The 13,860-nt window shown below is 63.3% G+C and carries 14 protein-coding genes; 9 read left to right on the top strand and 5 right to left on the bottom strand.

The genetic code is table 11. The annotated features are described in order from the left end of the window. Position 1 precedes the first annotated feature (1 nt). The 3 genes from DESPR_RS16700 to DESPR_RS16710 all read left to right on the top strand — a co-directional run bounded on the left by DESPR_RS16700 (position 2) and on the right by DESPR_RS16710 (position 2,031). Positions 2-496, top strand: coding sequence for a HyaD/HybD family hydrogenase maturation endopeptidase (locus DESPR_RS16700; protein ID WP_015725978.1), 495 nt, complete (start codon positions 2-4; stop codon positions 494-496). Then, positions 474-1,598 (top strand): NrfD/PsrC family molybdoenzyme membrane anchor subunit, encoded by a 1,125-nt coding sequence (nrfD, locus tag DESPR_RS16705; protein WP_015725979.1) that lies wholly within the window; start codon positions 474-476, stop codon positions 1,596-1,598. The genes DESPR_RS16700 and nrfD overlap by 23 nt, the downstream gene beginning before the upstream one ends. A 112-nt stretch (positions 1,599-1,710) precedes the next feature. Then, entirely contained in the window at positions 1,711-2,031 is a 321-nt protein-coding gene (locus tag DESPR_RS16710; RefSeq protein ID WP_015725980.1) for a hypothetical protein, read from the top strand. Positions 2,032-2,196: 165 nt separating this feature from the next. Here DESPR_RS16710 and DESPR_RS16715 read toward each other — a convergent pair whose 3' ends face one another. Continuing rightward, positions 2,197-2,829: a hypothetical protein gene (locus tag DESPR_RS16715; RefSeq protein ID WP_015725981.1), complete on the bottom strand. Its 633-nt coding sequence runs from the start codon at positions 2,827-2,829 to the stop codon at positions 2,197-2,199. 334 nt (positions 2,830-3,163) lie between these two features. Between DESPR_RS16715 and DESPR_RS16720 the strand changes: the two genes are divergently transcribed. The 4 genes from DESPR_RS16720 to cbiB are packed head-to-tail and all read left to right on the top strand — an operon-like array spanning position 3,164 to position 7,298. Beyond that, on the top strand, positions 3,164-3,679 hold the full coding sequence (locus DESPR_RS16720; RefSeq protein WP_015725982.1) for a cob(I)yrinic acid a,c-diamide adenosyltransferase: 516 nt from the start codon (positions 3,164-3,166) through the stop codon (positions 3,677-3,679). Between the two features lie 45 nt (positions 3,680-3,724). Beyond that, positions 3,725-5,236, top strand: coding sequence for a cobyric acid synthase (locus tag DESPR_RS16725; protein ID WP_015725983.1), 1,512 nt, complete (start codon positions 3,725-3,727; stop codon positions 5,234-5,236). Continuing rightward, entirely contained in the window at positions 5,233-6,327 is a 1,095-nt protein-coding gene (locus DESPR_RS16730; RefSeq protein WP_015725984.1) for a threonine-phosphate decarboxylase, read from the top strand. The genes DESPR_RS16725 and DESPR_RS16730 overlap by 4 nt, the downstream gene beginning before the upstream one ends. Next, positions 6,324-7,298 carry an adenosylcobinamide-phosphate synthase CbiB gene (cbiB, locus tag DESPR_RS16735; RefSeq protein ID WP_015725985.1) on the top strand — a complete coding sequence of 325 codons (975 nt, stop codon included), beginning with the start codon at positions 6,324-6,326 and terminating at the stop codon, positions 7,296-7,298. Before DESPR_RS16730 ends, cbiB begins: the two co-directional genes overlap by 4 nt. 5 nt (positions 7,299-7,303) lie before the next feature. On the opposite strand, the gene DESPR_RS16740 is transcribed toward cbiB, so the two are convergent. Both DESPR_RS16740 and DESPR_RS16745 read right to left on the bottom strand, forming a co-directional pair. After that, positions 7,304-9,130, bottom strand: a complete 1,827-nt coding sequence (locus tag DESPR_RS16740) for a sensor histidine kinase (protein WP_015725986.1) — start codon at positions 9,128-9,130, stop codon at positions 7,304-7,306. A 90-nt stretch (positions 9,131-9,220) separates the two neighbouring features. Next, on the bottom strand, positions 9,221-9,916 hold the full coding sequence (locus DESPR_RS16745) for a response regulator transcription factor (RefSeq protein ID WP_015725987.1): 696 nt from the start codon (positions 9,914-9,916) through the stop codon (positions 9,221-9,223). 201 nt (positions 9,917-10,117) lie between these two features. On the opposite strand from DESPR_RS16745, the gene phoU reads away from it, so the two are divergent. Then, positions 10,118-10,780: a phosphate signaling complex protein PhoU gene (gene phoU, locus DESPR_RS16750; RefSeq protein WP_043770268.1), complete on the top strand. Its 663-nt coding sequence runs from the start codon at positions 10,118-10,120 to the stop codon at positions 10,778-10,780. Positions 10,781-10,884: 104 nt separating this feature from the next. On the opposite strand, the gene DESPR_RS16755 is transcribed toward phoU, so the two are convergent. Continuing rightward, positions 10,885-12,099: a methyltransferase domain-containing protein gene (locus DESPR_RS16755; RefSeq protein WP_015725989.1), complete on the bottom strand. Its 1,215-nt coding sequence runs from the start codon at positions 12,097-12,099 to the stop codon at positions 10,885-10,887. A gap of 14 nt (positions 12,100-12,113) precedes the next feature. After that, positions 12,114-13,424 (bottom strand): deoxyribodipyrimidine photo-lyase, encoded by a 1,311-nt coding sequence (locus tag DESPR_RS16760; RefSeq protein ID WP_218918258.1) that lies wholly within the window; start codon positions 13,422-13,424, stop codon positions 12,114-12,116. A 24-nt stretch (positions 13,425-13,448) separates the two neighbouring features. On the opposite strand from DESPR_RS16760, the gene DESPR_RS18670 reads away from it, so the two are divergent. After that, the gene (locus DESPR_RS18670; protein ID WP_169701477.1) at positions 13,449-13,715 is read left to right on the top strand and encodes a hypothetical protein; all 267 of its coding nucleotides are present in this window, start codon (positions 13,449-13,451) and stop codon (positions 13,713-13,715) included. The last annotated feature ends 145 nt before the right edge of the window (positions 13,716-13,860 follow it).

Genomic DNA, 13,860 nt, shown 5'->3' on the forward strand with positions numbered 1-13,860 from the left:
GATGAAGGCGCTGGTGCTGGGCATCGGCAATCTGCTGATCGGCGACGAGGGCGTCGGCTGCCGGACAATTGAGGAGCTGTCCCGCCGCTACACCCTGCCGCCCGAGGTGGAATGCGTCGATGGCGGAACGGCCGGATTTGAGCTCTTGGCCATGCTCGACAGCAAGGACCACGTCATCCTCATCGATGCCCTGCGGGGCGACCGCGAGCCGGGAACCGTGGTCCTGGTCGAGGGCGACCATGTGCCCAAGGCCTTTCTCGCCCGCACCACCCCGCACCAGCTGGGCATCTGCGACGTGCTCGCCGCGGCCCAGCTCACCGACACCATGCCCAGACACCTGACCCTCTACGGCATAGAGCCCAAACAACTCGATGTCGGCATCGGCCTCTCCCCGGAGGTGGAGGCCGGAATGGAGAAAACCATCGGAGCCGTGGTCGAACAACTCCGTCACTTTGGATATGAGGTGAAACGCAATGGAATCGAATCCAAACATTAAAACGTGGACGCCGGCGACCATCGTCATGGTGGTGCTGATCATCGTCGGAACCGTGGTCGCCCTCTATCGAATACTGTCTGGCCTCGGGGCGGTCACCAACATGAACGACGGCTACCCGTGGGGCTTCTGGCTCGGCCTCGACGTGCTCGGCGGCGTGGCCATGGCGGCGGGCGGGTTCATCATCGCCTGCGCCGTCTACCTGTTCAATTGGAAAAAATACCGGCCCATCGTCCGTCCGGCCATCCTCACCGCCTTTCTCGGTTACCTGATGGCGGTGGCGGCCATTTTCCTCGACATCGGCCACCCCTTCCGTTTGCCGCACCCCATGGTCATGTGGCAGTACCACTCGGTCATGTGGGTCGTGGCGATGCACGTCATCTTCTACACCACCACCCTGGCCCTGGAGTTCAGCCCTATGCTTTTTGAACGGCTGGGCTGGGAAAAGGCGCGCCGGGCCGTGGGCAAGGTGATGGTCGGCGCGGTCATCTTCGGCGTCATGCTCTCCACCTTGCACCAATCGTCGCTGGGCGCGGTGTTCCTGATCGCCCCCTCCAAGATGTCGCCGCTGTGGTGGGATACCAAGATGCCCTTTCACTTCCTGGTTTCCGCCGTGGCCATGGGCCTGAGCATGGTCAGCTTCGAAACCATGCTCAGCGCCAAGTTCCTCGGTCACAAGGTCGACAAGGAAATCTTTTTCGGCCTGGGACGGGGCGTGCTTATCGTGCTGAGCTTTTATCTGCTGCTCAAACTCTACCAGCTGTTTGCCGTCGCCAGTCCTGGCATGGCCTTCGACGGCTCGCTCGAGGGCAACATGTATCTGTTGGAGATGTTGATCGGGGTCATCCTGCCCATCGGTCTGCTCAGTCTCAAAACGGTGCGCACCAACGTCAACGCCCTCTTTTCGATCAATATGCTGGTGATCACCGGCGTGCTGCTCAACCGGATGAACGTCTGTTTGTTCAGCATGGAAAGTTACAACACCTGGCGGGGTTCCGCCTACTCGCCCTCATGGATGGAGTTTTTGGTGTCGCTGGGCATCATTTCCCTGGGCGTATTTCTCTACAAAATGTCGGCCAAGCACCTGCCCTTGTTCTCCCACTGATCGCCGGAGAAACGCTTCATGCGGACGATGCGCACCGTTTTCGACCGCATGGGGCGCAGGCCAGCATACTTGGCCGATCAACACAGGCCTCAACGATAAACGGACGCTTTCCATGCACATCGTGAAATCATCCAGTGCACGCGGTGTTGTCGCGCTCGGCTGTCTGCTCGCGGCCACGGTGCTGCCGCCAGCCGGCTCAGCCGCGGCTGGCGAAAATTGTCAGGAACTGGTGCGGAATAAATGCGCCACGTGCCATTTCGTCACCTACATTTGTCCCAAGATCAAACAAGGCAAGGGCCGTTTCACCTGGAAAGGCATCGTCAAGGACATGGTCAAGGAAGGGATGGTGGCCACCGACCGGGAGCAGGAGCAACTGGTCGATTGCCTGGCCGTTCCGGACGCCCCGGTCAAGGCCTTTTGTCCAGCGCGATAAGCACCGGTCCGCATCACAACAGCAACGGGGAGAACGGCCAAGACCGTTCTCCCCGTTGCTGTTTGTTGCCAATTGACTCTCCGGTAGTTGTTTTCGCATCGCTTCGGCGGGAGATGCACAACCAGGCGCCGTGCCGGAAGAGGGGCGTTGTCACGCCCCAACCGTTCACTGTTCGATAACCGTCGTTTCGGTGATGGTGGTGGTCACGTTCACCAGCTCCTCCTCCCGTGCGGCATTGAAGTCGCCCAGGGTCTTGGCCCCGCCATAGAGTTCCACCTCCCCGGGAAAGCGGATGCCGATTTCCGAATAGGGGAACATGACCTTGGCGTCGAGAAAGAAGTCGTTGGCCAGGCTGTAGCCCGCGCCCAAAGCCCCCTGGACGTGGTTGTTGCCATAAAACCCGAGCAGTTCCGCAGAGGGATTCAAACTGTTGAACAGTTCGACAAACAGATTGCCTTCCACCCCATAGACCCGGTTGCCCTGGTCAATATCCGAAACGGAGGTGTGCTCCTCGGTGCTGACAAGAACCCCCTGTTCGTACCTGTTGGTCACGTGATGGGTGAGTGTGATCTCGTCCTCTTCCACCTCGGCATACTGGCAGGTCACGCCCAGCCTGATGGTCGAGGGATCGAAAAAGGAACGGTTGGCACTCAGGGCAAACGGAACCTGGATGATTCCACCGACCCTGATCTCGTCGTCGGCATGGACCGGCGAGGTCAGCATGACAGACGACAACCCAATCAGCGCGGCGGAGAGGATCGGTCGACGCAGGGAGGAATGCGGTTGCGTTCTTTTCATAGTTTCTCCTGATGAACAAACATGAGTTAGCGAATTTTTCACCGGAGGATAGGAAGCACTTTTCCGCAATTTTTTCAATAGGATCTTGAAGAATATTTTCAGAAACCATTGCTGAAAAGTATTTTCACCGCAATGCAGTTGGCTCATTGTGCCGCTTGCCGCCGAAATCCTGCGGCGGTGATCGCGCCGACAAGCCTCCTGGTTCGATGAAAAGCTGTTGACTGTTGGCAGGCGATTATCTATTAGTCATCATTTCGCCCTGTTTGGGAGGCCGTGCACGTCGCAATGCCGCTGCCGTGTCCCTCATTCCGGGCACTGCTCAGCGGAGACGGATATGGTGGGGTACGTTCAGGTCTATACCGGGGACGGCAAGGGCAAGACCACCGCAGCCCTTGGATTGGCTTTGCGGGCTGCCGGCGCCGGGCTCAAGGTCTACATCGGCCAGTTGATCAAAAACGCCGACTACAGTGAGCTCAACGTGTTGGAGCGCCTTGCCGATTGCATCACCGTTAGGCAGTTCGGAAGGGGCTGTTTCTTGCTCACCGAGCCCTCCCCAGGCGACAGGGACGCGGCCCGTCATGCCCTGGAGGAGATTGGGCAGGTGCTGCGGGCGGGCGAACACGAGGTGGTCATCGCCGACGAGGCCAATGTGGCCTGTGCCTTGGGGCTGCTCACCGAGGCCGACTTGCTGGCGCTGATCGACCAGCGGCCGCCGCAGGTGGAACTGGTGCTGACTGGACGAGGCGCGCCGGCATCGGTGCTGGCCCGTGCCGATCTGGTCACCGAGATGCGGGCGGTGAAGCATTACTACGACCGGGGCGTTCTCGCCCGCAAGGGCATTGAAGGCTAACCGAGGATGAGGAGCGGCCTGTTGCCGTCTCCCGCGGAGGCAAGTATGTCGAACGAAGCAGCCTGTCTGGCGGTGCTTGGCACCGGTTCGGACGTGGGCAAGAGTATCGTCACCACCGCCCTGTGCCGGATCTTCGCCAACCGGGGCATCCGGGTGGCGCCGTTCAAGGCCCAGAACATGTCGAACAATTCCGGGGTCACTCCGGAAGGGGCGGAGATGGGCCGGGCCCAGATCGTCCAAGCCGAGGCGGCCCGGGTGGCGCCGCACTGCGACATGAACCCCGTGCTGCTCAAGCCGGTCAGCGATGTCGGCTCGCAGGTGGTGCTCAACGGCGTGGCCTGGATGGACGCCTCCTCCCAATCCTACTACACCAAAAAAGACTATCTCTTTACCGAGAGCTGCGCGGCCCTGGCCCGGCTGCGCGCCAGCTGCGATCTGGTGATCATGGAGGGGGCCGGTTCCTGCGCCGAGGTCAATCTGATGGCGCATGACATCGTCAACCTGCGCATGGCCGCCCATGCCGGGGCGCCGGTGATTCTTGTCGCCGACATCGATCGGGGCGGAGTGTTCGCCCAGATCGTCGGCACCCTGGCCTGTGTCTCGCCCGAGCAGCAGGCCCAGATCCGCGGCTTTGTCATCAACCGGTTCCGGGGCGATATCAGCCTGTTCCAACCCGGGATCGACTGGATCGAGCGGCGCACCGGCAAACCGGTCTACGGGGTGCTGCCCTGGTACAAACATTTCCACATCGAGGCCGAGGATGCGGTGGTGATCGAGAACGCCCCCAGGTTCAGCCCCGATGCTGTCGCCGAACCAACCATCGGTGTTATCCGCCTCCCCCATATCTCCAACTTCACCGATTTCGATCCCCTGGCCCAGCTCCCCGGCTGCCGGCTGGTCTACCTGCAGCAACCGCAGGAGCTGGAGCAACTCAAGGCCGTGATCCTGCCCGGATCCAAGGCCACCTGCGCCGATCTGCAGTGGCTGGCGGACAGCGGCTGGCGCGACCATCTGCTGCGCTATGCGGCCGCCGGCGGTCACCTGCTCGGCATCTGCGGCGGCTACCAGATGCTCGGCACCTGGGTGCATGATCCGGACGGCATCGAAGGCCCGCCCGGTTCGACCGCCGGACTCGGCCTGCTGCCGGTGGAAACGGTGCTCAGGGCACCCAAGACCACCACCCTGACCGATTTTTCCTGGGACGGGATTCCCGGCAAGGGCTACGAGATCCACATGGGCCGGACCGAACCGCCCGCGGGCCAGGCGTTGGTGCGGGTGGAGCGCCGCAACGGCGTGGCCTGCACGGATCAGGACGGCTGCATCAGTGCGAACGGCCGGGTGATCGGCACCTACATGCACGGTCTGTTCGACGCCCCGGCCATCACCCGGTGCTGGCTGGCTGGCGTCGGCCTGGAAGACATCGCCGTGGACACCCTCCACGGCCCGGCGGCTCGCGACCAAGCCTACGAACAGCTGACGGCCCATGCCGGCCGCCACCTGGACATTGCCGCGATCATCGCCTTGTTGCCACCGGAGCTGCAGGAGCGACTGCGATGATCCAGGGACACGGAGGCAACGTCGCCGCCCTGGCCGAGGAACTGGGCTGTCGGCCGGAAGAGATCGTTGACATGAGCAGCAACATCAATCCGCTCGGTTCGGTCCCGGGGCTGATCGATCACCTTCGGGAACACCTCGGCCGCATCCGGGTGCTGCCGGAGGTCGACGGCAAGGGAGCCATCCGGGCCATTGCCGCCCTGCTTGGAGTGGACGAGCAGCGGGTGCTGGCCGGCGGCGGCACTACCCAGTTCATCTACACCGCCTGCGCGGCGCTGGCTTCCCGCCGGGCGCTGATTGTCGGCCCCACCTATGCCGACTACACCGACGGCTGCCGGGTGCACGGCGTCGAGCCCGATTTTTTCCTCGCTGGCCCGGAAACCGGTTTTGCCCCGGATGTGGAGCGGCTGGCGGCCCGTCTGTCCGCCTACGACACTGTTTTCCTCTGCAACCCCAACAATCCCACCGGTCAGCTGATCGACCCTGCGGCCCTTGTGCAGCTCTGCCGCCACCACCCTCAGGTGCGCTTTGTGATCGACGAATCCTACCTGCCCTTTGTGCCGGCGGAGCAGGCGCGCAGCCTCAGCAATTGCCTGCTCGACAATGTGGTGGTGCTGTGGTCGGTGTCGAAAATCTTCGGCATGCCTGGCCTGCGGGCCGGTTTTCTGGTGGCCAATGGGCCGCTGATCGACCGCTTCCGCCGCTACATGCAGCCCTGGAGCGTCAACACCCTGGCCCAGGAGGCGGTCTGCTTTCTCGGTCGCAACCAAGAGGCGGTGGAGGCCTTCATCGAGCGGACCCGTGCCTACCTGTCCGAGGAAGGAACGCTGTTTCGCCAGCGGTTGCACGGCGGTCGCCTGCATGTGTACCCGAGCACCACCTCCTATTTTCTCCTCAGACTGCCCGAGGACCACACGGCCGCCGGAATTTGCCGCGCCTTGGCCGAGCGGCGCTTTCTCATCCGCAACTGTGCCAATTTCCATGGCCTCGACGAGCGCTACATTCGCATCGCCCTCAAGGACGCGGCCACTAACCGGGCAGTGGCCGAACACCTGCTGGCGGCGATTGGCGCGGGCCAGGCGGGACGGCCATGAACGCGGCCCTGGGCGAGTGGCTCCCGTGGATGGCCCTGCCAGCGGCCTTTGCCTTGGACGCCCTGCTGGGGGACCCCCGCTGGTTGCCCCACCCGGTGCGCTGGATGGGGCGGACTATCCAGCTGGCCGAGCCGCTGTTTCGTCGCTGGTTCAAGAATGAGCTGCTGGCCGGTCTGTGCTTTGCCCTGAGCTTGATCCTCGGCTGCTGGGCGCTCGCCTTCCTGATCGTTCGTCAAGCCTATGGCCTGCATGCCCTGGCAGGGTTCGCGCTGGAAACCATCATGCTTTTCTACTGCTTCTCGGCCCGCTCGCTGGCCCAGGCGGCCCTGGAGATCGACGCTTCCCTGGCCGCCGGCGAGGTGGACAGGGCCCGTTCCCAGGTGGCGATGATTGTCGGCCGGGATGTGGAACGATATGGGGCGGACGATATCGCCCGGGCCACGGTGGAGACCGTGGCCGAAAATGTGGTCGACGGCGTGCTCTCGCCGCTGTTTTTCGCCGCCATCGGTGGCGCGCCCCTGGCCCTGGCCTACAAGATGGTCAATACCCTGGACTCCATGGTGGGCTACAAGAATCCGCGCTACCTGCTGTTTGGCCGGGCTGCGGCCCGTATCGACGATGCGGCCAACTTCCTGCCCGCCCGCCTATCGGTGGGGCTGATCGCCTTGGCCTGCCGCCTGGTGGCCGGCGCCTCCAGCCGCCGCGCCCTGGCCACGGGCTGGCGGGAAGGGGCCAACCATGCCAGTCCCAATGCCGGCTATCCGGAGGCCGCCTTTGCCGGTGCGCTGGGGGTGCGGTTGAACGGTCCCAACTCCTACCACGGGGTGCTGGTGGAAAAACCCTACATCGGTGTGGGGCTGGGATCGGTGACCCTCGGCCATATCCGGCAGGCCTGCCGCCTGATGACTTGGACTTCGCTGGCGGGCTGCCTGGTGGCCTGGCAGTTGTCGCTTGTCGTGTCCTTGTTCTGATCGGCTCAGCCCCGCCGTTCGCCATCATTCCGTGGCGCCGCCGGCAGGATGAGGGTGAAGGTCGATCCCTTGCCAAGGCTGCTTTCCACCTCCACCGTGCCGTTGTGGGCCTGGGCGATGTGTTTGGCGATGGCCAACCCCAGACCGGTGCCGCCCTGATCGCGGCTTCTTGCCTTGTCGCAGCGGTAGAAACGTTCGAACAACCGCGGCAGATGCTCCTTGGCGATACCCGGACCGTTATCGATCACGCTGAGGTGGACAAACTCCTCGCCCTGTCTGTTCCGACTGCCCTGGCAACGCAGGGTGATCAGCGAACCCTGGGGGCTGTAGGCAATGGCATTGCCCAGCAGATTGATCACCGCCTGCTCCAGGAGCGGCTGATTGATCGGCGCATACCACTCCTCGTCGCTCTCCACCTGGATGATAATCCCCTTCTCGTCGGCCTGCACGGCGCAGGTCTGGAGCGCGCTTTCCAGTACCGGCCCAACCTCGGCCACCGTCAGGCTGATATCCCTGCGCTGCTCCCGGTCCTCGATTCGTGACAGGGTCAGCAGGTCGTCGACGATGGCATCCAGCCGATTGGCCTGACGGACGACAATGGAGAGAAACCGGCGCGCGTTGTCCTGATCCTCGAGCGCCCCGTCAAGCAGGGTTTCGACATAGCCCTTGATGGCGGTGATCGGTGTCTTTAGCTCGTGGGAGACGTTGGCCACGAAGTCCTGACGAATGTTTTCCAGCCGGTTGAGCTTGGTCAGGTCGTTCATCACCAGGAGCACGCCCATGCTCCTGTCATCCTCGTCACGCAGGGGCACGGCGTGGGTATCGAGCAGGATCGGATCGGTGCCGTTGAACAGGGTCACCTTCTGTTCCTGGGGGGTGTTGTGCGCAAGGGTGCAATCCACCATTTCCAGCAAATAGGGGTTGCGGATCACCCCCTGCACCGCCTTGCCCTTGACCCCCTCCGAAGGCAGGCCAAACAGGGCCGCGGCCGCCTGATTCATGCGAATGATCTTCTTGTCGGCATCGATGGCCACCACCGCGTCGGCCATGCTGGAAAAAACCGCCTCCAGTTGGTTGCGCTGCTGGATGATGATGCGGATCCGGCGGTTGATCTGCTCGGCCATCTGGTTGATCGACCCGGCCAACCCGGCCATCTCCGCCGACATGTGTTCACTGTTGATTTTGACCAGTTGGTCGATCCGCCCCTTGGTCAACTGTTCGGCGCCCCGCTTTATTTCCTCCAGGGGGCGGCTGATGCGGCGCGCCGAGTAGAGCGAGAGCAGCGCCGCCAGCACGGCCACCGCCAGGCCGATGGCCAGCAGCTTCTTGTGCAGGGTGGCCAGCATGATCTCCACCGGCGTGATGGCAATGGCCAACCGCAGGGCGCCCCGCAGTTCCTCCTCGCCAAGCCGCACCGGAATGGCGGCATAGAGCATGGATTCGCCGAGCGTTCGGCTGTGGCGGAGGGAGTAGCCGGTTTCGCCGGCCAGGGCCGGCACCACTTCGGGCCGGGTGGCGTGGTTGTCCATCAGGTTGTGATCTTCGTTGGAATCGGCCCGCACCAGGCCGTTGTTGGCAATGACCGTGATCCGGGTCGCTGCCCGGCGGCCGGTCTGACGGACAAAATCCTGGAAGGGTCGGTCTTCCCCCCGGCTGAGGGTGGCGATGGTCGGCTCGATCAGCAGGGCACGTTCACGGATCTCTTCCTTGAGGTGCTCGATGTAGAAGTCACGGCCGGTGGTGGTCGCCAGCCAGGCGGCCAGCAGCAGGGAGAAGAGGGTGATGCCGACGCAAGCGGGAAAAATCTGCCAGAAAAGACGAATATTACGCATGGGGTTCTCGGACCTGGGCAATGGAGTTGCACCCTGAACAGGCAGGGCGGGCTGAATCGAGGCGACGGATGCGGACGGCGAGCAGCCTTGTCACTCGCGGATGCGGTAACCGATGCCGCGGACGGTTTCGATGCAGGTGCCGGCCGACCCCAGTTTCTTGCGCAGACCGAAGATCTGCACGTCCACCGCCCGGGGGGTGATGCTGTAATCGTAGCCGCGTACCTGATCGATGATCTGCTGGCGGGAAAAGACCCAGCCCGGCCGGCCGGCCAGCAGGGCGAGAATGGTGAACTCCGAGGCGGTGAGGTGGATCTCCTGGCCATCGACACGAACCTCGTGGCGGCCCGGATGGATATCCATGCCATGGCGGCTGATGAATCCGGCCTGCTCGTCCGCGTCCACGACCGGTTCCGGCGTGCGGCGCAGGGCCGCCTCGAGGCGGGCGATCAACACCCGGGGACTGAAGGGTTTGGTGACGTAATCATCGGCCCCGCACTCCAGACCGCTGACGATGTCGTCCTCCTCGCTCTTGGCGGTGAGCATGATGATCGGCAGTCCCTTGATCGCCTCCTGGCCGCGCACCGCTCGGCAGACCTCGTTGCCGTCCTTGCCTGGCAGCATCAGATCGAGCACCATGGCGTCGATCGGTTCGCGGGCGAGCAGCTGCAACGCTTCCTCGCCGCTGTCGGCGCAGGTGACGTTGAAACCGGCCTTGATCAAGTTGTAGCTGACAAGCTGTTGGATGTCGGCGTCGTCCTCGACAACCAGAATGCTTGGTTTTCTCACATGAATCTCCTGTTCGTCAAAATGGTTTGTCTGGCTGTACTGTTATGCAGCGCCTGCGGGCGTGCAACAAAAAAGCTCGACATTAACGCGATCCTAATTGATCGCTAACCGGGTCATAATCCGTGTCCCGTAAACAGCACACTGAGGAACCATTGCGTGCACACAACAAGTTTTTCGGGGAGGAACCCTGTGAGTCGACACATGCATTTCCACCGTGAGATCGATCAGCTGAAACAGATGATTCTTCAACTGGGCACCCTGGTGGAAGACCGGTTGCGCCGCGCCTGCACCATCCTGGAAACCGGGGACGAGGTTCAGGCCCAGGCGGTGATCACCGGCGACTGGGAGGTGGACGACATGGAGATCCGGGTGGAGGAGGAGTGCCTGAAAATCCTGGCCCTGCATCAGCCGGTGGCCCGCGACCTGCGGCTGATCGTCTCGATCATCAAGATCAACAGCGAGCTGGAGCGGATTGCCGATATCGCGGTCAATATCGCCAAGCGGGTGGTAACCATCAACCGCAACAGAGCCGACGGCTTTGTCGTGGCCATTGACTATCAGCCCATGGCCACGAAGGCCCTGGAAATGGTCAAGACCAGCCTCGATGCCCTGGTGACCGAGGATGCGGCCCTGGCCCGGCGGATCTTTCTCATGGACGACGAGGTCAATCGGATGCGCGACGATGCCTACAAGACAGTGATCGGCGAGATCAGCCACCATCCCGATCACGCCGCCTGCCTGGTCAACACCTATCTCATCGCCCGTCATCTGGAGCGGATCGGCGACCGGGCCAACAATATCGCCGAAGAGGTGATCTACCTTGTCGAGGGCGAGATCGTGCGCAGCAGCGAGGATCCCGCCTGAACAAAGGTGCCCCGCCGTTCCCTGGGGCAGGGGGTCGGCGGATCTCAAACACCTTCCGCTCCTTCCCATTCCCCGGCCACCCGGTTGCCGCGGCCGGGAGAGCCTCATGCCCTCCGGCCCCAGACCATGTACACCGGATCGCTCAGCCACAGTTCCTGGTGCGGGTCATCCGCCGGCCGGGGGAGGCCGCGCCGTGACAGGGTGGCTAGATCGGTGAAGCCGCCGGTGGCGTGAAAGAGTTCGGCCACCATCCCCAACCGTTCGAACTCGTGCATCTCCGACCACAGATGGGTCACCTTGGGCGGGAACCACCGGTTGGAAAAGGCAAAGGCCAGCACCCCGCCGGGCGTCACGACCCGATGCAGTTCCCGCATCACCGCCAAGGGATCGACCAGATATTCCACCGAGGCCGTACAGATGACCGCGTCGAAACTGGCCGGGGCGAAGGGCAGGGCCGGCTGGAGGTTGAGATCCTGGACCAGGGTGGCGGTGGCTCGCGGGTTGCGGGCCAGTTCCTCGGCATTCATCCCCAGCACGGTCAAGCCGGCCAGTTCGAGACTGTCCGGCAGATGCGAGGCCCAGCTGCCCATGAGATCGAGCACCCGGCTGCCGGGACGGATCAGCTCGGCATAGCGGCGGCCGATGGCCGATCGGGCGGTGCTGTCCAGGTGATGCACCAGTCGCGGCTGGCCATAGAAAAGCGCGTCCGGCTGGGGGTCGTTGCGGCTGAACGGGCCGCCGCTGGTAAAAAAGGCGGTTGCGCTGCCTGCAGAGCGGGCTTGCATGCCTGGTCCGTCACTGGCGATCCGTTCCAGCCAGTCCTCGCAGCGGCCGCCGCGTTCGTTCTGCTGCTGGGGGTGGAGGGCGATCACCTCCGCCCGCAGGAGGAGATCGCGGCCCGCCAGCGGGTGGTTGAGGTCGAAGGCCAGGTCCGCGCCGTCAGTGCCGAGAAAACGGCAGGGGCTGGTCGACACCTGGTAGACGCCGCCCACCCCCCGAAGCAGGCCCTGGGGGTAGAAGCGTCCCGGCAGCGGCCGCAGGGGAGCGCCTTGGCTGTTCCGCCCCTGAAACTGGCCGGGCCGGATCAGGAGGCGTTTGCGCGGATCATGGGGAAAGGGCGAGCGGTCGGCGGCAATGGCCACCTCGGCCCGATCGCCAACGGTCTTGCCCATCAGCTCCCTGGTCAATGACGGGTCAAGGACATCCCGCCAGAAGTTGACGGGATCGGCCCACAGGTACTCCTCGTGCCGGGTGCGGTCACTGGTCCACTCCAGGGTGAATGCCACCGTGGCCCGACTGGATTCATTGATGCGTTCCATGGTTGTACCTCCTGTTACAGGGTGCGGGATGCCGGGAACAGGGATGGCTGTCCCGGTGTCCAGGTGTGGATATAGCGGTTGACATCGAATTTGCGGCGGCAGCCGGCCTCGCTCATGGAGCGGATGGTGCCGAAGATCGGCCGCTCGGTCCAGCCCCGGTCATGGACTCCGCCGATCGACCAGGCAATGCCGCTGTAGCCGTTGGTTTCCCGGCCATCAAGGGCATAGCGGTCGTTGAGCCAGATGGCGATGCGCAGGGCCTCCGCCGGGTCTTCGCTCCATTCGAGGATCTTTTTTGCCCAGTACATGCGCATGTATCCGGCCATCTTGCCGCTGGCCACCAGCTGGTGCTGGGCCGCGTTCCACAGGGGATCGTGGGTCTGGGCGCGGTCGAACTGCGCATCGTCATACACGTACGGCCGCGGGTCATGGCGGTGCCGGGCAAGCGTCCGCTGCGCCCATTCGGGAAAGCCGCTGATCTGGTCATAATCCGGCGTGTGCAGACAGAAGTTGTCCGCGAGCTCGCGCCGCACCACCAGTTCTTCGATAAAGCTGTCCACGACCTCGCCGTGGAGGCCGCGCCGCCCTATTTCCAGGACGATCGCGTGGGACGAGATCATGCCGAAATGGAGAAAAGGAGAAAGATTGGAGCAGACCGATTGGTTCGGGTCGTTGCGCTGTCCGTAGCCCGCCAGCCGTTCGCGGAGGAAGGTGTCCAGGGTGTCCCAGGCGGCGGCTTCACCGGATCGTGGCCAGGACACCGGCTGGACACTGCGGTCCACCCGCAGGCGTGCGCGCAGGGCCGGGAAATCGAGGCTGCCCGGCAGGGTTGGCCAGGCATGCGGATGCGGTTGCAACGGCGGCACGACGGTGAGAAAATCCTGGAGATGGCGATGAATGCGCGGCCGAAAGGTCTTGGCCATGAATTCCCGGCGGTCCGAGGCAATCCAGGCGGGCACGATGTTGCGGGAATCGACCTCGTGCACCGGGCAGCGGACGTGGCCGGTCACGGTGCGCAGCCACTGCCGCTTGACCCGCAGCGGATCGAAATCGGTGGCAACCAGGGCTGGGGTCAACTCGGTGCACAGGCGGACCATTTCTTCTGCCGGGTCACCACTGCGCAGGATCAGGGGGATGTTGGCCTCGGCCAGGCTGCGGGCAGTCTCTTCCAAGCCATTGAGGAAAAAATCGTACTGCCGCAGGGTGGCATCGAGAAAGGTCGGCGCCAGACAGAACGCCACCGCCAACGGCACCCCCAGGTACCGGGCCTGTTGGGCGGCGTGGAGCAGGGCCCAGTTGTCCCGGCTCCGGAATGCACGGTGCATCCAGTAAAGCACGGGGCCTGAAGTGTGGACGGCCCCGCCGTGCATCCGCAACCGCCTGAAATCAATACCAGAGTTCATGTCGTTTGCCACCTCGCCTGCGCCATCGTCCCCGGCATCCTGTTCCGGGGAAGAAAAATCCGTGTGAATGGCATCCAGGCTCACCAGGCCAGCGATGCGCCGCCGATCATGCCTGTCCCCGCCATGGGGGAACGTGCCATTTTGCCATTTCCAACGCTCAAAATTAACCAGGAAACATTTCTGAACAATGGGAGAAGAATGAGAGATAAATGAGCGTCTCCGCTCTTCCTTGGGCAGGCGACTGCGAGGAGGTCCTCGGTCGCACTCCGATCATGGCGGCGGAAGAGCTCGCGGACGATCCGCGTTTCTCCTGAGCCCTCTTGACGAACCGGAATCCCGGTATAATTATCTTGCTCAA

Origin of the sequence: Desulfobulbus propionicus DSM 2032 (assembly GCF_000186885.1) — a bacterium.
Classification (GTDB): Bacteria; Desulfobacterota; Desulfobulbia; order Desulfobulbales; family Desulfobulbaceae; genus Desulfobulbus; species Desulfobulbus propionicus.